The organism is Streptomyces sp. NPDC005648 (assembly GCF_040605395.1).
Taxonomy (GTDB): Bacteria; Actinomycetota; Actinomycetes; order Streptomycetales; family Streptomycetaceae; genus Streptomyces.
Genome location: NZ_JBEXCS010000031.1, coordinates 1 through 23,849, shown reverse-complemented (window position 1 = coordinate 23,849; position 23,849 = coordinate 1). Strand labels below are relative to the sequence as shown.

Annotated in this window: 22 protein-coding genes; 16 read left to right on the top strand and 6 right to left on the bottom strand. The window is 71.8% G+C overall.

Annotated features, from left to right (window positions below; all coding sequences use genetic code 11):
- Nucleotides 1-67 precede the first annotated feature (67 nt).
- Complete coding sequence (locus tag ABZT17_RS19555) at nucleotides 68-712, top strand: TetR family transcriptional regulator (RefSeq protein ID WP_356350540.1); 645 nt, start codon at nucleotides 68-70, stop codon at nucleotides 710-712.
- Here ABZT17_RS19555 and def read toward each other — a convergent pair.
- Nucleotides 709-1,254 carry a peptide deformylase gene (gene def / locus ABZT17_RS19550; protein WP_356350539.1) on the bottom strand — a complete coding sequence of 182 codons (546 nt, stop codon included), beginning with the start codon at nucleotides 1,252-1,254 and terminating at the stop codon, nucleotides 709-711. The two genes, ABZT17_RS19555 and def, sit on opposite strands and share 4 nt — an antisense overlap.
- A gap of 136 nt (nucleotides 1,255-1,390) precedes the next feature.
- On the opposite strand from def, the gene ABZT17_RS19545 reads away from it, so the two are divergent.
- The 8 genes from ABZT17_RS19545 (at nucleotide 1,391) to ABZT17_RS19510 (ending at nucleotide 10,185) form a co-directional block, all read left to right on the top strand.
- Nucleotides 1,391-2,629, top strand: a complete 1,239-nt coding sequence (locus tag ABZT17_RS19545) for a MurT ligase domain-containing protein (RefSeq protein WP_356350537.1) — start codon at nucleotides 1,391-1,393, stop codon at nucleotides 2,627-2,629.
- Between the two features lie 14 nt (nucleotides 2,630-2,643).
- A complete protein-coding gene (locus ABZT17_RS19540; RefSeq protein ID WP_356350536.1) occupies nucleotides 2,644-3,372 on the top strand; it encodes a glutamine amidotransferase in 729 nt (242 codons plus the stop codon).
- A gap of 223 nt (nucleotides 3,373-3,595) precedes the next feature.
- On the top strand, nucleotides 3,596-4,621 hold the full coding sequence (locus tag ABZT17_RS19535) for a 6-phosphofructokinase (RefSeq protein WP_356350535.1): 1,026 nt from the start codon (nucleotides 3,596-3,598) through the stop codon (nucleotides 4,619-4,621).
- Between the two features lie 2 nt (nucleotides 4,622-4,623).
- Nucleotides 4,624-5,403: an inositol monophosphatase family protein gene (locus ABZT17_RS19530; RefSeq protein ID WP_356350534.1), complete on the top strand. Its 780-nt coding sequence runs from the start codon at nucleotides 4,624-4,626 to the stop codon at nucleotides 5,401-5,403.
- A gap of 90 nt (nucleotides 5,404-5,493) precedes the next feature.
- Entirely contained in the window at nucleotides 5,494-6,444 is a 951-nt protein-coding gene (locus tag ABZT17_RS19525; RefSeq protein WP_356350533.1) for a cytochrome c oxidase assembly protein, read from the top strand.
- 109 nt (nucleotides 6,445-6,553) lie between these two features.
- Nucleotides 6,554-7,999: a PASTA domain-containing protein gene (locus ABZT17_RS19520; protein ID WP_356350532.1), complete on the top strand. Its 1,446-nt coding sequence runs from the start codon at nucleotides 6,554-6,556 to the stop codon at nucleotides 7,997-7,999.
- Between the two features lie 28 nt (nucleotides 8,000-8,027).
- On the top strand, nucleotides 8,028-9,998 hold the full coding sequence (locus ABZT17_RS19515; protein WP_356350531.1) for a protein kinase: 1,971 nt from the start codon (nucleotides 8,028-8,030) through the stop codon (nucleotides 9,996-9,998).
- Nucleotides 9,999-10,011: 13 nt separating this feature from the next.
- The gene (locus ABZT17_RS19510; protein ID WP_356350529.1) at nucleotides 10,012-10,185 is read left to right on the top strand and encodes a hypothetical protein; all 174 of its coding nucleotides are present in this window, start codon (nucleotides 10,012-10,014) and stop codon (nucleotides 10,183-10,185) included.
- Nucleotides 10,186-10,188: 3 nt separating this feature from the next.
- Here ABZT17_RS19510 and ABZT17_RS19505 read toward each other — a convergent pair whose 3' ends face one another.
- From ABZT17_RS19505 to ABZT17_RS19490, 4 genes are read right to left on the bottom strand one after another with little or no spacing between them, the layout of a single operon-like run.
- Nucleotides 10,189-11,418 carry a histidine kinase gene (locus tag ABZT17_RS19505; protein ID WP_356350528.1) on the bottom strand — a complete coding sequence of 410 codons (1,230 nt, stop codon included), beginning with the start codon at nucleotides 11,416-11,418 and terminating at the stop codon, nucleotides 10,189-10,191.
- On the bottom strand, nucleotides 11,415-13,127 hold the full coding sequence (locus ABZT17_RS19500) for a cation acetate symporter (RefSeq protein WP_356350527.1): 1,713 nt from the start codon (nucleotides 13,125-13,127) through the stop codon (nucleotides 11,415-11,417). Before ABZT17_RS19500 ends, ABZT17_RS19505 begins: the two co-directional genes overlap by 4 nt.
- Nucleotides 13,124-13,522, bottom strand: coding sequence for a hypothetical protein (locus ABZT17_RS19495; protein ID WP_356350525.1), 399 nt, complete (start codon nucleotides 13,520-13,522; stop codon nucleotides 13,124-13,126). Before ABZT17_RS19495 ends, ABZT17_RS19500 begins: the two co-directional genes overlap by 4 nt.
- 2 nt (nucleotides 13,523-13,524) lie before the next feature.
- Nucleotides 13,525-14,274: a LytTR family DNA-binding domain-containing protein gene (locus ABZT17_RS19490; protein WP_356350523.1), complete on the bottom strand. Its 750-nt coding sequence runs from the start codon at nucleotides 14,272-14,274 to the stop codon at nucleotides 13,525-13,527.
- A 78-nt stretch (nucleotides 14,275-14,352) separates the two neighbouring features.
- Here ABZT17_RS19490 and ABZT17_RS19485 point away from each other — a divergent pair, with 78 nt between their 5' ends.
- From ABZT17_RS19485 to ABZT17_RS19460, 6 genes are all read left to right on the top strand, one after another.
- Nucleotides 14,353-14,838, top strand: a complete 486-nt coding sequence (locus tag ABZT17_RS19485; RefSeq protein ID WP_356350521.1) for an Lrp/AsnC family transcriptional regulator — start codon at nucleotides 14,353-14,355, stop codon at nucleotides 14,836-14,838.
- Between the two features lie 78 nt (nucleotides 14,839-14,916).
- The gene (gene ddaH, locus ABZT17_RS19480; RefSeq protein ID WP_356350519.1) at nucleotides 14,917-15,816 is read left to right on the top strand and encodes a dimethylargininase; all 900 of its coding nucleotides are present in this window, start codon (nucleotides 14,917-14,919) and stop codon (nucleotides 15,814-15,816) included.
- On the top strand, nucleotides 15,813-17,039 hold the full coding sequence (rocD, locus tag ABZT17_RS19475; RefSeq protein WP_356350517.1) for an ornithine--oxo-acid transaminase: 1,227 nt from the start codon (nucleotides 15,813-15,815) through the stop codon (nucleotides 17,037-17,039). Before ddaH ends, rocD begins: the two co-directional genes overlap by 4 nt.
- A 131-nt stretch (nucleotides 17,040-17,170) precedes the next feature.
- A complete protein-coding gene (locus tag ABZT17_RS19470) occupies nucleotides 17,171-19,621 on the top strand; it encodes a SpoIIE family protein phosphatase (protein WP_356350516.1) in 2,451 nt (816 codons plus the stop codon).
- Nucleotides 19,622-19,694: 73 nt separating this feature from the next.
- Entirely contained in the window at nucleotides 19,695-20,924 is a 1,230-nt protein-coding gene (locus tag ABZT17_RS19465) for a SpoIIE family protein phosphatase (protein ID WP_356350514.1), read from the top strand.
- Nucleotides 20,925-21,059: 135 nt separating this feature from the next.
- Nucleotides 21,060-22,058 (top strand): alpha/beta fold hydrolase, encoded by a 999-nt coding sequence (locus tag ABZT17_RS19460; RefSeq protein WP_356350513.1) that lies wholly within the window; start codon nucleotides 21,060-21,062, stop codon nucleotides 22,056-22,058.
- A 9-nt stretch (nucleotides 22,059-22,067) separates the two neighbouring features.
- Here the strand turns inward: ABZT17_RS19460 and ABZT17_RS19455 are convergent, their stop codons facing one another.
- On the bottom strand, nucleotides 22,068-22,808 hold the full coding sequence (locus tag ABZT17_RS19455; RefSeq protein WP_356350512.1) for a class I SAM-dependent methyltransferase: 741 nt from the start codon (nucleotides 22,806-22,808) through the stop codon (nucleotides 22,068-22,070).
- A gap of 291 nt (nucleotides 22,809-23,099) precedes the next feature.
- On the opposite strand from ABZT17_RS19455, the gene ABZT17_RS19450 reads away from it, so the two are divergent.
- Nucleotides 23,100-23,849, top strand: a 750-nt coding sequence (locus ABZT17_RS19450; protein WP_356350510.1) for a lysophospholipid acyltransferase family protein, incomplete at its 3' end; no start/stop codon positions are given.

Here is a 23,849-nt window from a genome sequence, read left to right as displayed (position 1 = left end):
ATGACCTGGTCGGATCGGGTGTTAGTTTGCGCAGGCATTACCGATTCAGCACGGGTGGGGAGAGTTCATGGACACCACACAGCGGACCGAGCAGCAGCGGGCCGCCGACCGACGTCGGCGCGAGTTGCTGGAGGCCGCGGACCGAGTGGTGCTGCGCGACGGTCCACAGGCCTCGATGAACGCCATCGCGGCGGAGGCGGGCATCACCAAGCCGATCCTGTACCGGCACTTCGGTGACAAGAGCGGACTCTACGCCGCCCTGGCCAAACGGCACACCGACGCCCTGTTGAACTCGCTGCGCGCCGCTCTGGACGCGCCCGCCGACCGACGGGACCGGGTCGAGGCCACGCTGGACACCTACCTCGCGGCGATCGAGGCGCGGCCCCAGGTGTACCGCTTCCTGATGCATCCGGCGGACGGCGGCCCCTCGGCCGACCAGGGCTTCGACGTCGGCAAGCACTCGGCGCCGCTGCTGCGCCGGATGGGCGAGGAACTGGCCCAGGTCATCGAGGACCGTCTCGACCTCGGCCCGGAGAGCCAGCGGCTGGCCCGGGTCTGGGGACACGGGATCGTCGGCATGATGCACGCGGCCGGCGACTGGTGGCTCGGCGAACGCCCCTGCTCACGGGCGGAGTTGGTGCGCAGCCTCGCCGATCTGCTGTGGGGGAGGCTGGCGGCGGCGGGCGACAGGATAGGCGGGCCGGGTTTCTAACCCCGACCGCTCCAGGAGGCCTTGGCCGCCTGGCGGAGCACCTTCCGTCTCCGCCATCCGGTGAGGTTCTCCACATAGACGCGGCCTTCGAGATGGTCGCACTCGTGCTGAAGGCACCGTGCGAAGAACCCCGTTCCGTGCACGGTGACCGGCTGTCCGGTCACCGTGAACCCCTCCACCACCGCGTGGTCGTGGCGCTCCGTCCCCGCCTCCAGACCCGGCAGGGACAGGCAGCCCTCGGGGCCCCGCAGCACGAGCCCGTCCGCCTCGACCAGACGAGGGTTGACGACATGCCCCAGATGGCGGACCTCCTCGTCGTCGGGGCAGTCGTAGACGAAGACCCGCAGGGACTCCCCCACCTGGTTCGCGGCGAGGCCCACACCCCGTGCCGCGTACATCGTCGCGAACAAGTCCTCCACCAGCGTCGCGAGTTCGGGGCCGAAGTCGGTGACCTCCGCGCACGGGGTGTGCAGGGCCGGGTTCCCGAGCAGGGTGAGAGGCCGGACACGCCCGTGGGCGCCCGGGATGGAGCCGTTTCGCATGGCCGCAAGCGTACGGTCGCGCAGGTCTTGGCAGTGCCGTGGTTCGGGAGTGTGAGTGGATCTCGATAGGCTGAGGTCCACACCACGTTGCCGTCAGGCTGAGGCGCGGCGCGTACGCAAGGAGGATCGAGAACTGATGTCAGGCAACTCGGACCCGCTCACGCCGCGGGCCAAGCTGGCCGTGACCGCGGGCAAGGCGGTCGCAGCGGCCTCGCGAGCCGCCGGGCGCGGCAGCGGTTCGGTGATCGGTGGCCGGGTGGCGCTCAAGCTCGACCCCGACCTCCTTGCACGGCTCGCCCAGAACCTGGACGTGACCCTGGTCTCCGCGACCAACGGCAAGACCACCACCACCCGGCTCATCGCCGAGGCGCTGCGCGCCGCCGGACCCGTCGTCTCCAACGCCCTGGGCGCCAACATGCCGGCCGGCATCACCTCGGCGCTCGCCGGCAGCTCGGACGCCAAGTACGGCGTCATCGAGGTGGACGAGAAGTACCTCGCGGGCGTGGCCCGGGACACCGACCCGAAGTGCATCGCCCTGCTCAACCTCTCCCGCGACCAGCTCGACCGCGCCGCCGAGACCCGCATGCTCGCGGAGAACTGGCGCGAGGGGCTGGCGGGCAGCAAGGCCGTCATCGTCGCCAACGCCGACGACCCGCTGGTCGTCTGGGCCGCCTCCTCGTCCCCGAACGTCATCTGGGTCGCCGCCGGCCAGATGTGGAAGGACGACGCCTGGTCCTGCCCGTCCTGCGGTGGTGTGATGCAGAGGCCGGGCGACGACTGGTTCTGCGGCGAGTGCGGGTTCCGGCGGCCGACGCCGAGCTGGGCCCTCTCCGGTGACCATGTGCTCGACCCGCACGGCTCCGCCTGGCCCATCCATCTGCAGCTGCCCGGCCGCGCCAACAAGGCCAACGCGGCGTCCTCCGCCGCCGTCGCCGCCGTCTTCGGAGTGCCGCCGCAGGTGGCCCTGGAGCGCATGTGGCAGGTGCAGGCCGTCGCCGGGCGGTACGACGTCGTCCAGTTCCAGCAGCGCGACCTGCGGCTGCTGCTCGCGAAGAACCCGGCGGGCTGGCTCGAAACGTTCAGCCTGATCGATCCTCCACCCACCCCGGTGATCCTCTCGGTGAACGCGCGCAGCGCCGACGGCACCGACACCTCCTGGCTGTGGGACGTCGACTACACCCGTCTGTCCGGCCACCCGATCTGTGTGATCGGCGACCGCAAGCTCGACCTCGCGGTGCGTCTGGAGGTCGCCAACCAGAACTTCCAGGTGTGCGAGAACCTCGACCAGGCCGTGCAGATGAGCCCGCCCGGCCGGATCGAGGTCATCGCCAACTACACCGCCTTCCAGGACCTGCGCCGCCGCGTCGGCAACTGACACAGGGGATCTTTGTGAGCGACAACCAACTGCGGGTCGTCTGGATCTACCCCGACCTGCTCTCCACCTACGGCGACCAGGGCAATGTCCTCGTCGTGGAGCGCCGGGCCCGGCAGCGCGGCCTCGACGTGGCCCGGCTGGACGTGCGCAGCGACCAGCCCATCCCGACCTCGGGTGACATCTACCTCATCGGCGGGGGCGAGGACCGTCCGCAGCGGCTGGCGGCCGAGCGGCTGCGCCGGGACGGCGGACTGCACCGGGCCGTGGAGAACGGCGCGATCGTCTTCTCCGTGTGCGCCGGCTACCAGATCCTGGGCCATGAGTTCATCAACGACCTCGGCCAGCGCGAGCCGGGTCTCGGGCTGCTCGACGTGGTCTCGGTGCGCGGTGAGGGCGCCCGCTGCGTCGGCGACGTCCTCGCCGACATCGACCCGCGGCTCGGCCTGCCCCCGCTGACCGGCTTCGAGAACCACCAGGGCGTGACCCACCTCGGCCCGACCGCCCGCCCCCTCGCCCAGGTCAAGCTGGGCAATGGCAACGGCACGGGGGACGGCACGGAGGGCGCGTACAACGACACGGTCTTCGGTACGTACATGCACGGCCCGGTGCTGGCCAGGAACCCGCTCATCGCGGACCTGCTGCTCAAGCTGGCCCTCGACGTCAACGCGCTGCCGCCGACCGACGACCGCTGGTACGAGGCGCTCCGCGGCGAGCGCATCGCGGCGGCCCAGCAGCCCGCGTAGCACCGGTGCCGCGGCACCTCGCGCCACCTGCGTGTACATCTCCGCTCAAGCCGGACTTCACCAGCCCGTCTGACGATGAGTCCGCACAGGTGAGCGGGGTCGTCCAGCAGTCGGACGCACGGTGCGGCCCCGCCCCCCTCTGCCGCTAGGGTGGCGGGGTTCGAGCCGGACAGCGTGGTCCGGACCCGCCCCACGATTCATGGGTGAGAAGGTTTTTCGGGCTATGCGCATTGGTGTCCTCACGTCCGGCGGCGACTGCCCCGGCCTGAACGCCGTCATCCGGTCCGTCGTGCACCGTGCCGTCGTCGACCACGGCGACGAGGTCATCGGCTTCCGGGACGGCTGGAAGGGCCTCCTGGAGTGCGACTACCTCAAGCTCGACCTCGACGCGGTGGGCGGCATCCTCGCCCGCGGCGGCACCATCCTCGGCTCCTCCAGGGTCCAGCCCTCCCATCTGCGGGACGGGGTGGAGCGGGCCAAGGGCCATGTCGAGGAGCTGGGTCTGGACGCGATCATCCCGATCGGCGGCGAGGGCACGCTGAAGGCGGCCCGGCTGATGTACGACAACGGCCTGCCGATCGTCGGCGTCCCCAAGACCATCGACAACGACATCGCCGTCACGGACGTCACCTTCGGTTTCGACACGGCCGTGGGCGTCGCGACCGAGGCGCTGGACCGGCTCAAGACCACCGCCGAGTCCCACCAGCGTGTGCTGGTCGTGGAGGTCATGGGCCGCCACACCGGCTGGATCGCCCTGCACTCGGGCATGGCGGCCGGCGCCCACGCCATCGTCGTACCGGAACGGCCCTTCGACATCGAGGAGCTGGCCCGCAAGGTCGGCGAGCGCTTCGAGGCGGGCAAGCGGTTCGCGATCGTCGTCGCGGCCGAGGGCGCCAAGCCGAAGGCCGGATCGATGGAGTTCGACGAGGGCGGCAAGGACGTCTACGGCCACGAGCGCTTCGCCGGGATCGCCCGCCAGCTCTCCGTCGAGCTGGAGGAGCGGCTGGGGAAGGAAGCCCGGCCCGTCATCCTCGGGCACGTCCAGCGGGGCGGTACACCGACCGCGTACGACCGGGTGCTCGCGACCCGCTTCGGCTGGCACGCGGTGGAGGCCGTGCACCGGGGTGAGTTCGGCAGGATGACGGCGCTGCGCGGGACCGACATCGTGATGGTCTCCCTCGCGGAGGCCGTCGAGACGCTCAAGACCGTGCCGTCGGAGCGCTACGACGAAGCGGAGTGCGTGCTCTAGGCATGGACCGGGAACTCGCGATCGCGACCGAACTCGCCGGGTGGGCCTCGGAGCGCATCCGCCGGCCGCGCGCCACGGACGAGGTGCGGGAGAAGGCCTCCCCGGCCGACATCGTGACCGACACGGACGAGGCGGTGGAGTCGCACGTCCGGGCCGTCCTCGCCCGCGAGTTCCCGGAGTACGGCATCGAGGGCGAGGAGTACGGCGTCCACGAGGGCACCCCCGGCGCCCCGCACTGGGTGATCGACCCCGTCGACGGTACGACGAACTACGCGCACGGCATCGGCTGGTGCTCCTTCTCCCTGGGCCTGGCCACCGAGCGGGGCGAACCGCTGCTCGGTGTGGTGGCCGACCCCTGGCGCGGGGAGATCTTCTCGGCACTCAAGGGCGGTGGCGCCCGTCTCGACGGCCGCCCGATCCACGCGGCCGCCCATGACACCCTGACGGGCCACGCCTTCCTCACCGAGTGGGCGGCCCACGCCCACTGGCCCGGCATGGACGACCTGCTGCGCGAGCTGTCCGCCCGTCACTGCACGGTGCGGGTCATGGGCTCGACGGCCCTGTCCCTGGTCCAGGTCGCCGCCGGCCGTGCCGTCGCGGCGGCCATCGGCGAGTTCCACCCGGTGGACGCCCTGCCACCGCTGCTGATCGCGACGGAGGCGGGCGCGGTGGCGGTGCCCGAACTGCCCGCCTACGACACACCCCTGCTGCTCGTGGCCCCGGAGGCGGCGCGGGAGGCGACGGCCCTGTGGGAGAAGACGGTCCTGAGCCGGGGCGAGTGAAGCCCGGCCCCGGTCGCGGGCGCGGCCGGGAGCGGTTCTAGTCTGGGTGCGGACAGACTTGCACAACCCCCACGAATCAGGAGCCGTTGGATGGATCACAGCGGGCACGGCATGACCATGGATCTGCCGCCGTTCACGCTGGGACGGGGTCTTCAGTGGTCGGCGGACCCGTTCTTCCTCGTGGCCTGCCTGCTGGGGCTCGCTCTCTACGCCTACGGTGTCGTACGGCTGCGGCGGCGCGGTGACAAGTGGTCGCCGGCGCGGACCGTCTCGTTCGTCCTCGGTGTGCTGACCATCGGGCTCGTGATGTGCACCCGGCTCAACGACTACGGCATGGTCATGTTCAGCGTGCACATGGTGCAGCACATGGTCATCAGCATGCTGTCGCCGATCCTGATCCTGCTCGGCGCCCCCGTCACCCTCGCCCTGCGCGCCCTGCCGACCGCCGGCAAGGGCCGCAAGGGGCCGCGCGAACTGCTGCTGATGCTGCTGCACAGCCGGTACATGCGGATCATCACCCACCCGGCGTTCACCATCCCGCTGTTCATCGCGAGCCTGTACGGGCTGTACTTCACCCCGCTGTTCGACTTCCTGATGGGGTCGAAGACGGGGCACATCGCGATGATGGTGCACTTCCTCGCGGTCGGCATGGTGTTCTTCTGGCCGATCATCGGCGTGGACCCGGGCCCGCAGCGGCCCGGCTATCTGATGCGGATGCTGGAGCTGTTCGCCGGCATGCCGTTCCACGCGTTCTTCGGCATCGCCCTGATGATGGCGTCGAGCCCGATGGTCGAGACGTTCAGGAACCCGCCCGCCTCCCTCGGCATCGACGCGCTCTCCGACCAGACGGCGGCCGGCGGTATCGCCTGGGCGTTCAGCGAGGTCCCGTCCGTACTGGTGCTCCTCGCCCTGCTGTTCCAGTGGTACGGCTCGGAACAGCGGCAGGCCAGGCGCAAGGACCGGGCAGCCGATCGCGACGGCGACAAGGAACTCGAGGCATACAACGCCTATTTGGCCTCATTGAACGCACGCGGGCGTTGAAGGCTTCGCCATTCGACGGCTTTCAGTAGCATGAAGCGCAAGGGGGAAACCGCAGGGGGGAGCGGTGATGACACTTCGCGCATTTATGCAAAGGGCCGGGAAATCGGTGATGCGCAGGATCGCCGTCCTGCTCGTCCTGGTGCTCGCGGTGGGCGCATGCGGCCGCAGCACGCCGCTCACGCTCGTGAAGGCGGTGGCCGCGGGGGTTCCGTCCCTCGCGCCGTTCTTCGACGAGAAGAGCGGAATCGGCCATGACCAGGCGGTTCGCACCCAGGCCGTGCACGGCAGCCTGCAGCAGGGGGACACACCCGGGCTCTACGGCGGCACACGCCGGCCGACCGTCTGTGACGTCAGGAAACTCAAGGCATTCCTCACCGATCCCAGGAATCACCGGAAAGCGCAGGCGTGGGCGACCGCGCTGAATCTCACCACCGATCAGATTCCGGGATATCTGGACCGGCTGACTCCTGTTCTCCTGCGCCACGACACTCTCGTACAGAATCATGACTACAAGAAGGGAAAGGCTGTTCCCTTCGACTCCCTGCTGCAGGCCGGAATCGCGATTCTCGTCGATGAACAGGGACTTCCGGCTGTGAAGTGTTCGTGCGGAAATCCGCTGCGGCCCTTCGCCGGTGACACGAACCGGATTTCGGTCAAGTTCGAGCACGGTAATCGGCAGTGGAAGGGATTCGAGCGTTCCTCCGTGGTGGCCGTACGGCCGGCGCCCCGGACGCTGCGACGCCTCGCCCTCGTCGACGTCGACGACTCCCGGCGGGGCATCGACCGGCCGGTCGGCACGACGGGCACGCACGACACGACATTCAACGCGGCGAGGCCCCTGGTGGTGCCCGATCTGACCGGGGCCACCTTCGCCCGGGCGAGCCGGCTGCTGACCGACAAGGGGCTGGCCGCCGGGTACGCGGGCAAGGCCCTGCCGCCCGACGACGCACGGGTCACGGCGTCGGATCCGGATGCCGGGACCGAGCTGCGGTTCGGGCAGTACGTGACCCTGAGCACGGCCGGGGGCACGAGCGCGGGTACTACGGGCGGGGGCACGTCGGGCGGTCCGTCCGGGGGGACCATCGCTCCTCCGGCGTCCTCGTCGTCCTCGTCGTCCTCCGGCACGTCGAAGGCGCCCCCGTCGTCCTCGGCACCGTCGTCCGTGTCGCCGTCCACACCTTCCTCCGGTACGAGCAGCGGGTCCGGGCCGTCCTCATCCGGGCCGTCCTCATCCGGGCCCTCCACGGCCGGGCCCTCCACAGCCGGGCCGTCGTCCGGTGGACCGTCGTCCTCCGCGCACTCGTCGAGCGCCCCGCCACCCAGCTCGGCGAAACCGCCGTCGAGTGCGGCGCCCCCGACGACCGTCGCACCGCCGACCAGTCATCCGGCGACGAGCAGCGCCGCGCCGCCTCCGTCGAGCGCCCCGGTGACCACCAGCGCGCCACCGCCGCCCAGCGCCCCGGTCACCAGGAGCGCTCCCCCGCCCGAGACCACCAGCGCCCCCGCCTCGGGCGAGCCCGCGTCCTCGGGGCCCGCGTCGAGCGCGTTCATGTAGCGCCCCCGCAGAACCCGGGAGTCACCGGATGCATTCAGGATCACCGACGTCGGGAGTGGGCCGGGTCATCGCCGGCCGTTATCTGCTGCTGAACCGGCTCGGCAGCGGCGGCATGGGCCATGTGTGGCTCGCCCACGACCAGAGACTCGCCTGCGAGGTCACACTCAAGGAGATCGTGTTCCGGGATCCCGAACCGACGGGCGAGGAGCGGGAGGCCAGGGTCGCCCGGGCGCGCGCGGAGGCCCGGCACGCGGCGGGCCTGCGCGGTCACCCTCATGTGGTGACCGTGCACGACGTGCTGGAGCACGAGGGGCTGCCGTGGATCGTGATGGAGTACGTGGCGGGCGCGACCGATCTGCGTGACCTCGTCGAACAGCGCGGTCCGCTCGCGCCCGCGGAGTGCGCCCGCATCGGGCTCGCCGTCCTGGACGCGCTGACCGCCGGCCACGAGCGGGGGGTGATGCACCGGGACGTGAAACCGGCGAACATCCTCCTGGCGCCGGACCGCTCGGGGGCGCCGTACGGGCGCGTCCTGCTCACCGACTACGGCATCTCGGTGCAACCGGACGCCGGCGAGACCCGCTACACGCTGGCGTCCGTGCTGGTGGGAACGTCCGGCTATCTGGCGCCGGAGCGGGCCACGGGCGGGCCGCCGACCCCGGCCGCCGACCTGTTCTCGCTGGGCTGCACGCTGTACTACGGCGTCGAGGGCCGGGGCCCCTTCGAGCGGGAGTCGAACCTCGCCGAGGTGACGGCCGTGGTGATGGAGGAGCCCCGCCCGACGGTGCGTGCCGGGGCGCTGGGCCCCGTACTGCGCCATCTGCTGGAGAAGGACCCGGGGCTGCGGCTCTCCGCGACGGAGGCGGAGGCGGCGCTGTCGCGGATCGTGACACCGCAGGCCGAGCCGTACGTCAGGACCCAGACCGACCTCGGCTCCCAGCCCCCGTGGTCCGGGACCGCCCCTCTCCCGCCGGGCACCGGGCGACCCCACTGGGCGGAGGCGTCGGCTCCCCCGCCGGCGGCACCCGGCGCGCGGCGATGGCCGGGGCCCGGCTCGGCTCCGTCCGGGTCGGTCCAGCCGTATGGGACCGGGGCCGCCGGCCCGGACGGTTTCGGGGCTGTTCTCATGCCCGGGCCCGTTCCCGTCTCCGCGCCCGGCCGTCATCGCCGGGAGCTCCCCCGCGCCCTGCGTGCCGTGATCGCCTGCTTCCTCGGCCTGCTGCTGGCCCTGGGCGGGGTCTGGTACGCCATGGCCCACCAGACGAAGGGCGGTGACGGCGGTACGAAGGCGGCGCCGTACGGGACGGCCGTGGGGCTGGCCGAGCCGCTCCGGGACGGCGACTGCGTGGCCGCCGACTGGCCGGACTCGGCGCGTTTCCAGGGGACGCCCCGGCTCACGCTGGTCTCTCCCTGCCAGGGCAAGGCGCCCGACGGGCAGGTGATGGCGTTCGTGAAGGCCGCCTCGGCGGACGAGGCGCGCAGGAGCGGGCCGGCGCGGTGCGAGGAGCGGACGCAGGAGGTCCGGGAGCGGCTGGCGGACGCGCGGACGGTCGCGATCGTGCCGACCGACGACGGCTTCGAGAGCGCGGGAGGGCGGACCGCCTGTCTGGTGCTGGGCGCGCACGGATCCACGTACGGGCCGCTCGGTGCCCACCGCAAGCCGGGTTCCGCCTTCGTCGACACGTCGAACATGCAGCGCCGGGACTGTCTGGAGACCCGCACCAACCGGGACGCCCGGCTGGTCCCCTGCTCCGGGCCGCACGACGAGCAGGTGCTCGGCTTCACCCGGCTGGGCGAGGACGTCACGCTCGCCGAGGCGCGTACGGAGTCCGACTCGGCCTGCGCGAAGGCCGTGCCGCCACGTGACTACGGCTTCGACCCGTCGGTCTACACCGCCGGGTCCTGGACCAGTCAGGGACCGTGGAAGTCCGGCACGCATTTCGTCGTGTGCACCGTCCGGAAGCAGAACGGAGGCACCATGGAGGGGGACGAATCCTGAGGAGGGTGTCGCGATGCCCGGTTCCACGGACGGCTCTACGAAGGCGATGGGGGTGCTCACCGTCGGCGGTCTCGTCGTGGTGACCGCCTACACGGTGGCACTCGGCTCCAACGGCTGGCTGTGGTTCGGCTGGGTGGTGCTGGGGCTGCTGACCCTCGGGATGATCGCGACCCGCAGCGCTCCCTGAGGCTCAGTCCCCGGAGTACTCCTGGGCGATCCGCCCGGCGGAGTGCACGCCCGGCTGGTATTTCGGCAGCCGGGCGGACACCTTCATGCCCGCGCCGACGGCCGTCTCGATGACGAGCCCGTGGTCGTCGCCGTAGACCTGCCGGAGCCGGTCGTCGACGTTGGACAGGCCGATGCCGCCGGACGGGCTGACCTCGCCCGCGAGGATACGGCGGAGCAGGACCGGGTCCATGCCGACCCCGTCGTCCTCGATGACGACCAGGGCCTCGGCGCCGGCGTCCTGCGCGGTGATGGTGATGTGGCACTTGCCGCCGGCGTTGGCGGTCTTGCCCTCCAGTCCGTGCTTGACGGCGTTCTCGACGAGCGGCTGGAGGCAGAGGAAGGGCAGGGCGACCGGGAGTACCTCGGGGGCGATCTGCAGAGTGACGGAGAGCCGGTCGCCGAAGCGGGCCCGGACCAGTGCCAAGTAGTGGTCGATGGCGTGGAGTTCGTCGGCAAGGGTGGTGAAATCGCCATGCCTGCGGAACGAGTAGCGGGTGAAGTCCGCGAATTCCAGGAGGAGTTCGCGGGCGCGCTCGGGGTCGGTGCGGACGAAGCTCGCGATGACGGCGAGCGAGTTGAAGATGAAGTGCGGCGAGATCTGGGCCCGAAGTGCCCTGATCTCGGCCTCGATCAGCCGGGTGCGGGACTGGTCGAGATCGGCCAGCTCCAGCTGGACGTTCACCCATCGGGCGACCTCGCCCGCGGCCCTCACCAGCACGGCGGACTCGCGCGGGGCGCAGGCGACCAGGGCGCCGTGCACACGGTCGTCGACGGTGAGGGGAGCGACCACGGCCCAGCGGACCGGGCAGTCCGGGTGGTCGCACTTCAGCCGGAAGGCCTCACCGCGGCCGGTCTCCAGCACTCCGGCGAGGCGTTCCATGATCTCCGTACGGTGATGGCCGCCGACGCCGTCCCAGACCAGTACCTCCTCGCGGTCCGTCAGACACAGCGCGTCCGTGCCGAGCAGCGAGCGCAGCCGGCGGGCCGACTTGCGGGCGGTCTCCTCCGTCAGCCCCGCCCGGAGCGGGGGCGCGGCCAGGGAGGCGGTGTGCAGCGTCTGGAACGTGGCGTGCTCGACGGGGGTGCCCAGTCCGCCGAGGGTCTCGGGGCGGGCCGTACGCCGGCCCAGCCAGAACCCGGCGGCGAGCAGCGGGAGTACAGCCACGCACAGGCCGGCGAGGAATCCGCTCACGCCTTCACCTCCGCCCTGAGCTCCTCCGGCAGATGGAACCTGGCGAGGATCGCCTCCGTTCCCGGCGGCACCCGTCCCGGGGTCGCCAGTGACACCAGCACCATGGTGAGGAAGCCCAGCGGAACCGACCAGAGGGCGGGCCAGGCCAGTAAGGCGTGGAGGGGCCCGCCGGCCGGGAGGCCCGCCATCGTGGCCGCCACCGCCACGAACGCCGAGCCGCCCCCGACCAGCATCCCGGCCGCCGCCCCCGGCGGGGTCAGCCGCCGCCACCAGATGCCGAGGACGAGGAGCGGGCAGAAGGACGACGCGGACACGGCGAAGGCCAGTCCGACCGCGTCGGCCACCGGAAGCCCGCCCACCAGCACACTCGCCGCCAGCGGCACGGCCATCGCCAGTACCGTCCCGAGCCGGAAGTGCCGTACGCCGCGCGTCGGCAGGACGTCCTGGGTGAGGACACCGGCGACGGCCATGGTCAGTCCGGACGCGGTGGAGAGGAACGCGGCGAAGGCCCCGCCCGCCACCAGCGCGCCGAGCAGATCGCCGCCGACGCCCCCGATCATCCGGTCCGGCAGCAGCAGGACGGACGCGTCCGCGTCGCCGGTGAGGGCGAGTTCGGGGGTGTAGAGGCGGCCGAGGGCGCCGTAGAGGGGCGGCAGCAGGTAGAACGCGCCGATCAGGCCGAGGACGGCGACCGTGGTGCGGCGGGCGGCGACACCGTGGGGGCTGGTGTAGAAGCGGACGACGACATGGGGCAGGCCCATGGTGCCGAGGAAGGTGGCGAGGATCAGCCCGTACGTGGCGTACAGCGGGCGTTCCTCGCGGCCCGCGGCGAGGGAGGTCGACATGCCGCCGTCGGTGCCCCGGTCGGCGTCGGGGACGGGGGTGCCCTCGGCGAAGGTCAGCCGGGTGCCCCGGGCGATGTGGTGGGTGCCGGTGGGGAGCCGGACGCGTTGGTCGTCGTGCCGTCGGCCGTCGACCGTGCCGGTCACGGTGACGGTGAGGGGCCTGGCGAGTTCCAGGTCGAGGCTGTCGTCGACGCGGACGACACGCTGATCGCGGAAGGTCGCGGGTTCCTCGAAGGCGTGCCGGGGCGCTCCGTCGCTCTGCCAGGCGAGCACCAGGAAGAGCGCGGGGACGAGGAGCGCGGTGAGCTTGAGCCAGTACTGGAAGGCCTGTACGAAGGTGATGCTGCGCATACCGCCGGCGGCGACGGTGGCGACCACGACGACGGCCACGATCAGCCCGCCGAGGGAGTCCGGCGCGCCGGTCAGCACGGTCAGCGTCAGCCCCGCGCCCTGGAGTTGCGGCAGCAGGTAGAGCCAGCCGACGCCCACGACGAAGGCTCCGGCCAGCCGGCGCACGCCGTACGAGGCGAGCCGTGCCTCGGCGAAGTCGGGGAGCGTGTAGGCGCCGGAGCGGCGCAGTGGAGCGGCGACGAAGAGGAGCAGGACGAGGTAGCCGGCGGTGTAGCCGACCGGGTACCAGAGCATGTCCGGGCCCTGGATCAGGACCAGGCCCGCGATGCCCAGGAAGGACGCGGCGGAGAGGTACTCGCCGCTGATGGCGGCCGCGTTGAGGCGGGGGCCGACGGTGCGGGAGGCGACGTAGAAGTCGGAGGTGGTGCGGGATATGCGCAGACCGAAGGCGCCCACGAGGACCGTCGCGACGACGACGAGGGCGACCGCCGGTACGGCGTACGTGGAGTTCATCGGTCCTCGACGAGCCGCACGAAGTCCCGTTCGTTGCGTTCGGCGCGGCGGACGTACCAGAGGGCGAGCAGGACGAGCGGGGCGTAGAGACAGAAGCCGAGGACGGCCCATTCGAGGCGGCGGGCGTCGGGCATGGCGGCGAAGACGAGGGGCAGCGGGCCGATGAGGAGGCCGAGGACCGCGAACACCGCGAGAGCGGCGCGCAGTTGGGTGCGCATCAGGGAGCGGACGTAGGTGTGGCCGAGGGTGGTCTGCTCGTCGATCTCGGTGCGGGGGCGGTAGTAGCCGGAGGCATGGGGGTACCGCCCGCGCGAGCGAAGCCGAGCGTGGGGGAGGGTGCGGCGGGGCGGGCCGGTGACGACGACCCGGCGCTCGGCGGGGTCCTGGTGGGGCACGGTCAGGGCCTCCTCATCAGCAAATCCCGCAGTTCGCGCGCGTGCCGCCGGCTGACCTGGAGCTCCTCGCCCCCGACCATGACGCTCACCGTGCCCGCGTCCAGGCGGAGTTCGCCGACATGGCGCAGGGCGACCAGGTGGCGGCGGTGGATGCGGACGAAGCCGCGCAGGCGCCAGCGGTCCTCCAGGGTGGACAGCGGGATGCGGACGAGGTGGCTGCCCCTTTCGGTGTGCAGACGGGCGTAGTCGCCCTGGGCCTCGACATGGGTGATGTCGTCGACCGCCACGAAGCGGGTCACTCCGCCGAGTTCCACGGGTATGTGGTCGGGGTCGGGCTCGTGGACGGGGATGCGCGGGGTGTTGCCGGTGAGTTCGGCGGCGCGGCGGACGGCCTCGGCGAGGCGTTCCTTGCGGACGGGCTTGAGGACGTAGTCGACCGCCTTGAGGTCGAAGGCCTGTACGGCGAAGTCCTCGTGGGCGGTGACGAACACGACGAGCGGGGGCTCGGCGAACCCGGTCAGCAGTCGGGCCAGGTCCAGTCCGTCGAGACCGGGCATCTGGATGTCGAGGAAGACGACGTCGATCGCCTCGGCGCCGCCCGGCCCGGACTGCAGCGCCCGGTTGATGCGGCGCAGCGCCTCGGTCGCGTCGCCCGCGCCCTCCGCGCTGCCTATCCGTGGATCGGCGTTCAGCAGATAGAGCAGTTCCTCCAGCGAGGGGCGTTCGTCGTCGACGGCGAGGGCGCGCAGCATGAACCCGGAGTGTAGGTGTAATCCGAACGCCTGGACATGTACCGGGGCGTGGACGTCCGTGCTGGATACAGTGCCCCCATGAACAGCAGGCCCGCCCCTTTCGACGAGCTGGACCGGAAGATCGTCACCGCCCTGATGGCGAACGCGCGCACCAGCTTCGCCGAGATCGGCGCGGCCGTCGGGCTGTCGTCGACGGCGGTCAAGCGGCGCGTGGACCGGCTGCGCGAGACGGGTGTGATCACCGGGTTCACGGCGACGGTGGAGCCGTCGGCGCTGGGCTGGCGCACGGAGGCGTACGTCGAGGTGTACTGCGAGGGCGCGGCGCCGCCCCGGCGGCTGGCGGAGGTCGTCCGCAACCATCCGGAGATCACCGCGGCGATGACCGTGACGGGCGGCGCGGACGCGCTGCTGCATGTGCGGGCGCGGGATGTGGAGCACTTCGAGGAGGTGCTGGAGCGGATCCGTGTCGAGCCGTTCATCCGCAAGACGATCAGCGTGATGGTGCTGTCCCATCTGCTGCCGGAGAGCCCGGAGGCGGGCGCCACCCAGCCCGCTCCCGAATAAACGCGCGAAAACGCAGCACATCTGCGTTCCACCGGTCAAAGACGCAGCATTCCTGCGCGGACACGCAATTCCCGTTGCTTGTCGCCCCTCTCCGTCACTTCCTACCTTGGTGTCAACCCCAGTCGACACTCCAGGAAGCGGAGGAACCCCTCTGTGACCGACTCCCGTGTGCCGCGCCGGCGGCGGTACCTCGTCTGCGAACCCAGACACTTCGCCGTGCAGTACGCGATCAATCCCTGGATGCAACCCGATGTCCGCGTCGACGTGGACCTGGCCCGGGAGCAGTGGCAGGCCCTGATCGGCGCCTACCGCAGCCACGGCCACACCGTCGACAGCCTGGAGCCGGCCCCCGGTCTCCCGGACATGGTCTTCGCCGCGAACTCGGCGGTCGTCGTGGACGGCCGCGTCTTCGGCTCCTTCTTCCACGCCCCCGAGCGGCGCCCCGAGTCCACGCACTACGACACCTGGTTCAAGTCGGCCGGCTTCGACGTGCACCGGCCCGAGTCGGTCTGCGAGGGCGAGGGCGACCTGGTCTGGACGGGGCGCTACGTCCTGGCCGGCACCGGGTTCCGTACGACCCGTGAGGCGCATCGCGAGGTGCAGGAGTTCTTCGGGCACCCGGTGATCAGCCTGACCCTGGTGGACCCGCGCTTCTACCACCTGGACACGGCGCTGTTCGTGCTGGACGACTCCGCCGACGGCAACAACATCGCGTACTACCCGGAGGCGTTCTCGCCGGGCAGCCGCGAGGTGCTGGCGCGGCTGTATCCGGACGCGGTGCCGGCCACGCTGGACGACGCGCTGGCCTTCGGCCTCAACGCCGTGTCCGACGGCCGGAACGTGTTCATCGCGCCCCAGGCCGAGTCCCTCGCCGCTTCCGTCGCCGACCGTGGCTATGTCCCCGTGCCCGTCGACCTGTCCGAGTTCCGCAAGGCAGGCGGCGGCATCAAGTGCTGCACCCAGGAGATCCGTTCATGACCGCTCCCGTGACCACGCGCACCTCCGCCGACCTGATCCGCGCCGAGGAGCCGGTCCTCGCGCACAACTACCATCCGCTGCCCGTGGTCGTCGCCCGCGCCGAGGGCAGCTGGGTGGAGGACGTCGAGGGCCGCCGCCACCTGGACATGCTGGCGGGTTACTCGGCCCTCAACTTCGGCCACCGGCACCCGGCGTTGATCCGCGCGGCCCACGACCAGCTGGACCGCCTCACCCTCACCTCCCGCGCCTTCCACAACGACCGCCTGGCCGAATTCGCCGAGCGGCTGGCCGGGTTGACCGGCCTCGACATGGTCCTGCCGATGAACACCGGGGCGGAGGCGGTCGAGTCGGGCATCAAGGTGGCCCGCAAATGGGCGTACGAGGTGAAGGGCGTACCGGCCGACCGGGCGACCGTCGTGGTCGCCGCGGACAACTTCCACGGCCGTACGACGACGATCGTGTCGTTCTCCACGGACGAGACGGCGCGCCGGGGCTTCGGCCCCTTCACGCCGGGCTTCCGGATCGTGCCGTACAACGACCTGGCGGCCCTGGAGGCGGCTGTCGACGAGACGACGGCGGCCGTGCTGATCGAGCCCATTCAAGGCGAGGCGGGCGTGATCATCCCGGACGACGGCTATCTGACCGGCGTACGGGAGCTGACCCGACGCGCGGGCTGTCTGTTCATCGCGGACGAGATCCAGTCCGGGCTCGGCCGCACCGGTCGCACGCTCGCCGTCGAACACGAGTCGGTCGTCCCCGATCTCCTCCTCCTCGGAAAGGCGCTGGGCGGCGGCATCGTCCCGGTGTCGGCGGTGGTCGGCCGCCGTGATGTGCTGGGCGTGCTGCGGCCGGGCGAGCACGGCTCGACCTTCGGCGGCAACCCGCTGGCCGCGGCCGTCGGCACCGCCGTGATCGAGCTGCTGGAGACGGGCGAGTTCCAGCGGCGGGCCGCCGAGCTGGGTGTGGTGCTGCGCGGCGGACTCACCGACCTGGTCGGCAAGGGTGTCCTCGGCTTCCGCTCCCGCGGCCTGTGGGCGGGCGTCGACATCGACCCGGCCCTCGGCACCGGCCGCGAGGTCAGCGCCCGCCTCATGGAGGAGGGTGTCCTGGTCAAGGACACCCATGGCTCGACCATCCGCCTGGCCCCGCCGCTGACGATCACCTCCGAGGAGCTGACGGGAGCGCTCGGCGCCCTGGAGAAGGTGCTGACCCAGGGCTCCTGACCCACAGTGGAGCGGTGGGGACGATCGGTGTGCGGCACCGCACCGGTGGTCCCCGTGGCCCCATCTGTGCCCGAAGGGTGAAGACTGGGTCAAGAGGTGGTAGACCACTCTCAGCGACAGAGAGGTCGGCCGTGGGCACTCATGAGGAGCAGGACGTCGCCCGGCAGCGGTTCGACGTGGCCGATGCCGCGCCCCTGCTGCTCGACACGCAGGGCGTGGTGCGGAGCTGGACACGGGACGCCCAGCGGCTGCTGGCATACGCGCCGGCCGAGGTCTTGGGCACTCCGGTCTCCGGTCTGCTGGCCGCGGAGGACGCCGCGCGCATGCCCGAACTGGTCGCGCGCTGCCGCAGGGACGGCGGCTGGGCCGGCCTCCTGACCGCACGGCACAGGGACGGGCGGCCGGTCCGTGTCATGGTGCGCATCACCCCGGCGATGGAGCCCGGCGAGGCGCCCCGCTGGCTGGTGCTGCTCTCCGACGTGGCGGCCGGGGCACGCGGCTGGGACATGAGCCGTACGGTCCTGGAGCAGATGGTCACCGGCTCCCCCGTGGGCATAGCGATCGTGGACGCGGACCTGCGCTGTGTGTGGTCCAACGCGGCCCTGGAGCGGTTCGGCGGCGGCTCCGCGGCGGAGCGTCTCGGGCGGAGGCTCGGGGAGATCCAGCCGGGCATCGACTTCGACGGCATCGAGACCCAGATGCGGCGGGTGCTGGAGACGGGCCTGCCGGTCGTGGGATACGAGCATGTCGGCCAGGTGCGTTCCGCGCCGCACCGGGAGACGGCGCACATGATGTCGTTCACCCGGCTGGAGGACGACCGCGGCCATCCGATGGGCGTCTACTACACCGTCGTCGACATCACCGAGAAGCACCGCGCGCGGCAGCGGCTCGCCCTGCTCGACCGGGCCGGCGAGTCCATCGGCCGCACCCTGGACATCACCCGGACCGCGCAGGAACTGGCCGACGTGGCCGTGCCGGGGTTCGCCGACTACGTCTGTGTGGATCTGCTGGAGTCGGTGCTGCGGGGCGCCGAGCCGACAGCCGGGCCGCCCGCCGACCCGGACCGGGTGCCGCTGCGCCGGGCGGGGCAGCAGTCGGTGAACAGCGGTGTCCCGGAGTCCGTCGTGGAGATCGGCGAGGTGGCGACCTATCTGGCCGGCTCGCCGCCGGTCCGCTCCCTCGTCACCGGCCGGTCCTGGCGCGAGGGGCGCCTGGACCCGCTGGCCAAGGAGTGGGCGACCGACATACCCGGCGGCCGGACGGCCACGTTCATGGAGCTCGGGCTGCACAGCGTGGTGATCGTGCCGATCCGCGCGCGGGGCGTGACGCTGGGCGTCACCACCTTCTTCCGGCGCGGCCGCCAGGAGCCGTTCGACGAGGACGACCTGCTGCTGGCCGAGGACCTGGTGTCACGGGCCGCCGTCTGCGTGGACAACGCCCGCCGCTACACCCGCGAGCGCGACGCGGCCCTGGTGCTCCAGCGCAGTCTGCTGCCGCGCCGGCTGCCCGAGCAGGACGCGGTGGAGGTGGCCGCCCACTACCGCCCCGCCGACGAGCTGACCGGCCTGGGCGGCGACTGGTACGACCTCATCCCGCTCTCCGGCGCCCGGGTCGCCCTGGTCGTGGGCGAGGTGCCCGGGCACGGCATCGACGCCGCCGCGGCGATGGGCCGGCTCCGGACCGCCGTACGCACCCTCGCGGCGCTCGACCTGCCGCCCGACGAGGTGCTGGCCCATCTCGACGACCTGGCCTGCCGGACGGCCCTGGAGGAGGGCGTCGACCCGGACGCGCCGCAGGTCGCCGGGTCCGGCTGTGTGTACGTCGTCTACGACCCCGTCGACGGTCAGTGCACCATGGCCGCGGCGGGCCATCCCGCCCCGGCCGTCATCCTGCCCGACGGCACCGTCGGCTTCGTCGACCTGCCGCCGGCCTCGACGCTCGGCTCGGGCGGCCCGCCCTTCGAGTCCGTAGAGCTGGCCCTGGCCGAGGGCAGCACCCTCGCCCTGCACACCGACGGGCTGCTGGCCCGCGAGGACCAGGACGGGGCCGTGGACGCGGACCGCGACCGGCTGCGCCGGGCCCTGGAACGGGCCTCCGCATCGCTCGAGCTGCGCTGCCGGACCGTCGTGGACGCGCTGACCCCGGCCCGGCCGCACGACGACGTGGCCCTGCTGATGGCCCGCACCCGTCTGCTCGGCGCCGACCAGGTCGCCGACTGGGACCTGCCCGCCGACCCGGCCGTGGTCGCCGACGCCCGCAAGGAGGCGACCCGGCAGCTGACCGAGTGGGGCCTTCAGGAGCTGGCCTTCACCACGGAACTGGTGGTCAGCGAGCTGGTCACCAACGCCATCCGGCACGCGGAGGGCCCCATCCGGCTCCGGCTGATCAGGGAACGCGCCCTGATCTGCGAGGTCTCCGACGGCGGCGCCACCGCACCGCATCTGCGCCATCCCCGCACCACCGACGAGGGCGGCCGCGGGCTGCTGCTGGTCTCGCAGTTCACCCAGCGCTGGGGCACCCGGTTCGTGCCCGAGGGGAAGGTGATCTGGGCCGAGCAGTCGCTGACCGAGCCGCCGGCCTGACATACGGGGTCCGCACATGTGCTATGTCACATGACACATGAAAATGGTATGAACCCGGCGGTGAGGCGGAGCCATGAACGATGCGGCCATCGACTATGCGGCGGTGTTCCAGTGTCTGCCGGGGATGGTGGCACTGCTGACGCCCGACCTGGTGTACGCGGACGCCAACGAGGAGTTCCTGCGGATGTCCGGGCGCACACGCGAGCAGGTGGTCGGGCGCTATCTCTTCGACGTCTTCCCGGACAACCCGAAGGACGACGGCGCGTCCGGCATGCGCAATCTCGCCGCCTCGCTGCAGCGGGTCCTGCAGACCGGGGAACGCGACGCGATGGCTCTGCAGCGCTACGACGTGGAGGTCCCCGGCCGCCCCGGGGAGTGGGAGGAGCGTTACTGGAGCCCGATCAACGCCCCGGTGCTCGGCCCGGAGGGCAAGGTCCTGCTGCTGGTCCACCGTGTCGAGGAGGTCACCGAGCTGATCAAGGCGCGCGGCGGGCCCACCGGCAGCCGCTCGCGGGTCCTGGAGGCCGAGCTGTACACCCGGGCGCGGGAACTGCAGGAGCTCAACGAACGGCTGCGCGCGGCCCACGCCCGTGAGCGCGAGGTCGCCCTCGCCCTCCAGGAGGCCATGCTCCCCGCCCGCCGGCAGGTCGGCCACCACCGGGCCGCCGTCCGCTACCGGCCCGCGGTCGGCGCGCTGAACGTCTGCGGGGACTGGTACGACCTCGTCGACCTGGTCGGCGGCAACCGCGTCGGCGTGGCCGTGGGCGACGTGGTCGGGCACGGGCTGGCGGCCGCCGGGGTGATGGGCCAGCTGCGCAGCGCGCTCAGCGCCGCGTCCCGGGTCGCGGCGGGCCCCGCCGAGGCGCTGAACGTCCTGGGCCGGTACGCGAACGTGGTCGACGGCGCCGAGTCGGCCACGGTCGTCACCACGTTCATCGACTACGACGACCACAGCATCACCTACAGCAGCGCCGGTCATCCGCCGCCGGTGCTGGTCCACGCCGACGGCCGGGTGGAGTTCCTCGACAAGGCCACCGACCCGCCGCTGGACGCCCGCCCCGACCCGTTTCCGAGACCTCAGGCTTGGACGAGCTACACGGCGGGCGCCACCCTCGCCCTCTACACCGACGGACTGATCGAACGCCGCCACGAGGACATCGACACTGGTCTGACCCGCCTCGCCGAATCCCTCGCCCGCCACCGCGCACTGGACCCCGAACGCCTGGCGGACGCCGTCCTGCTGGAACTTTTGCCGCCGGGGGGTGCGACGGACGACACGGCGCTGGTGATCGTGCGGCTGTGAGCGGCGGGGGTGCGGGTCCACCCGCGGACCGGGTGTCGTCGTGCGGACCCGCGGGCGGGGGTGTCGTCATGTACACCCGTGGGCGGGGGCACAGGGCCATGGTCCGGGGCCGGCGGGGTTCGTAGCGTCGTCGGCATGAACTCACTCACGGGCGGCGTCGGCGCCGCGGGCGGCACAGGCAGTTCGGCACGTCTCTCCCGGCGACGGGTGCTCGGCCGGCTGGCGGCGGCATCCGGGGGCGCGGCCCTCGCGCTCGGCACCGGCGCGGGCACCGCTCGGGCCCACGGGGGCGTGCGGACGTACGTCCTGGTGCACGGCACGCACAGCGCGGGATCGTTCTGGACGGCGATCGGCAGGGAGCTGGCGCTGCGCGGGCACCGGGTCGTCACGGTGGACCAACCCCTGCACGGCACCGAGAAGTTCGTGCCCAAGGCCTACCAGGCGCAGGACCTGCGGGCGCTGGCGACCGAGCCCTCGCCGGTGGCCGCGCTCACCCTGGACGACTACGAGCGGCGGGTGACCGGGGCGGTACGGCGGGCCGCGCGGCTCGGTGGGCCGGTGGTGCTGGTCGGCCACAGCATGGGCGGTGTCTCGGTCAGCCGGGTCGCCGACGCGGTGCCCCAACTCCTGGCCCACATCTGCTACATGGCCGCGTTCTGCCCGAGCCGCAGCATGCCCTCGCTCAACGACTGCGCGGGCTCCCCGGAAGGACGGCAGGCGATCACGCCGCTCGACCAACTCATCGGCGATCCCGCGACGTTGGGCGTGCTGCGCCTCAACTGGCGTACCGCCGAACGGCGTGACCTCGCGGTGTTCCGCGAGATGATCTGCGCCGACTACTCGGACGAGGGGTTCCTGCGCGTCCTGGAGGGCATGCAGACCGACGAGTCGATGACGGCGTACGGCGACCGGGCCGTGGGGCGGGCCGGGACCTGGGGGCGGATTCCGCGGACGTATCTGCGGATGGGCCGGGACAGGACCGTCGCCACGGCGCTTCAGGACCGCATGATCGCGGAGGCCGACGAGCTCACCCCGGACAACCGCTTCAGGGTGCACGACTTCCCCGGGGCGTGCCATCTGGGCCCCGAGGATCCCACCCGGGTCGTCGACGTCCTGCACCGCCTGCCCGGGTAGGGGGCGGGGTCAGCCCGCGGGCTTCTCCCAGACCGAGACATGCCGGGGGCTGTCCGCGGTGAAGGGCTTGCCCGTCCAGTCCTCCCAGCGGTCGCGCGGCCGCATTCCGGCCAGCCGGGCCATCAGGTCCAGCTCGGCCGGCCAGACGTAGCGGAACGGGACGGACCACCGCTCGGCGCGTCCGTCGCGGAGGGTGACGTAGTTCGAGCTCATCTCCTGGGTGGCGACGTCGTACAGGTCGAAGGCCCACTTGGTCGCGCTGATGTGGAACGGGACCGCGTTCTGCCCGTGCGGGAGCTTGCGCAGTTCGGGCACCATGACCTCGACCACGAAACGGCCGCCGGGCCGCAGATGGCGGGCGGCGTTGCGGAAGCACTCCACCTGGGCGTCCTGGGTGGTCAGGTTCATGATCGTGTTGAAGACCAGGTAGGCGACGGAGAACTCGCCCTCCGCCTCGGCGGTCGCGAAGTCGCCGATCGTCACCCCGACGTCCTCGCCGCCCGGCTTGGCGCGCAGCCGGGCCACCATGGCGCGGGACAGGTCGACGCCGTGCACCGGGATGCCGCGGCGGGCCAGCGGGAGGGCGATGCGGCCGGTGCCGACACCGAACTCCAGGGCCCGGCCGTCTCCGGCCAGTTCGGCCAGCAGGTCCACCGCCGGATCCACCGCCTCGGGGCGGAACATGTCGGCCGACGAGTCGTCGTAGCCGGCCGCGATGTCTTCTCCGAAATAGCCGTCTTCATCGAGCATCCGGGGACCGTACCGCCGTGGAGCCGGTCGGCGCGCGGGGTTTTTCACAGGGTGCGCGGGGCTGTCCACACGGCCGATCGCGTGGACATCGCGCCAAACTGGGCGATCAACTTGATCTGTACCGGTCAGTAACAGGAGGCTGGTCACGCAGTTGTCCCCATGCCCTCGACGCGGCGTCCGCCGTGTTCCGGCGAACTGCGCCTGCACATACACTGGCAGCCCCACAGCACGCCGGTTGACCTGCTGGAACGCGGCGGCCCAGGCGATCCGCCGGAGTGAGGAGCGACCCCTTTGTTCTATTACGTGCTCAAATACGTGTTGCTGGGACCTCTGCTGAGACTGGTCTTCAGGCCTCGGATCGAAGGCCTCGAACACGTTCCGGACGAGGGCCCGGCCATCGTCGCCGGCAACCATCTCTCCTTCTCGGACCACTTCCTGATGCCGGCGATCCTCAAGCGCCGGATCACCTTCCTGGCGAAGAAGGAGTACTTCACCGGCCCCGGTATCAAGGGGCGGCTCACCGCGACCTTCTTCCGTAGCGCGGGGCAGATCCCGGTCGACCGCACCGGCAAGGAGGCGGGCCAGGCCGCCATCCGCGAGGGCCTCGGGGTACTGCGCAAGGACGAGCTGCTCGGCATCTACCCCGAGGGCACCCGCTCCCACGACGGCCGTCTCTACAAGGGCAAGGTGGGCGTCGCCGTCATGGCGCTCAAGGCCCAGGTCCCGGTCATCCCCTGCGCGATGATCGGCACCTTCGAGGCACAGCCGCCCGGCAAGGTCATCCCGAACCTCCATCCCGTCGTCATCCGCTTCGGCAAGCCCCTCGACTTCTCCCGCTACGCCGGCATGGAGAACGAGAAGGCGATCCTGCGGGCCATCACCGACGAGATCATGTACGCCATCCTCAAGCTCTCCGAGCAGGAGTACGTCGACGAGTACGCCGCCGTCGTCAAGGCCCAGCAGGCCGAGGCGGCCGGGATCGCCGAAGGCGACCAGGGTGCGTCCGCCGCCGGCCAGAGCGTGCAGCAGTCGCGTCTGGGC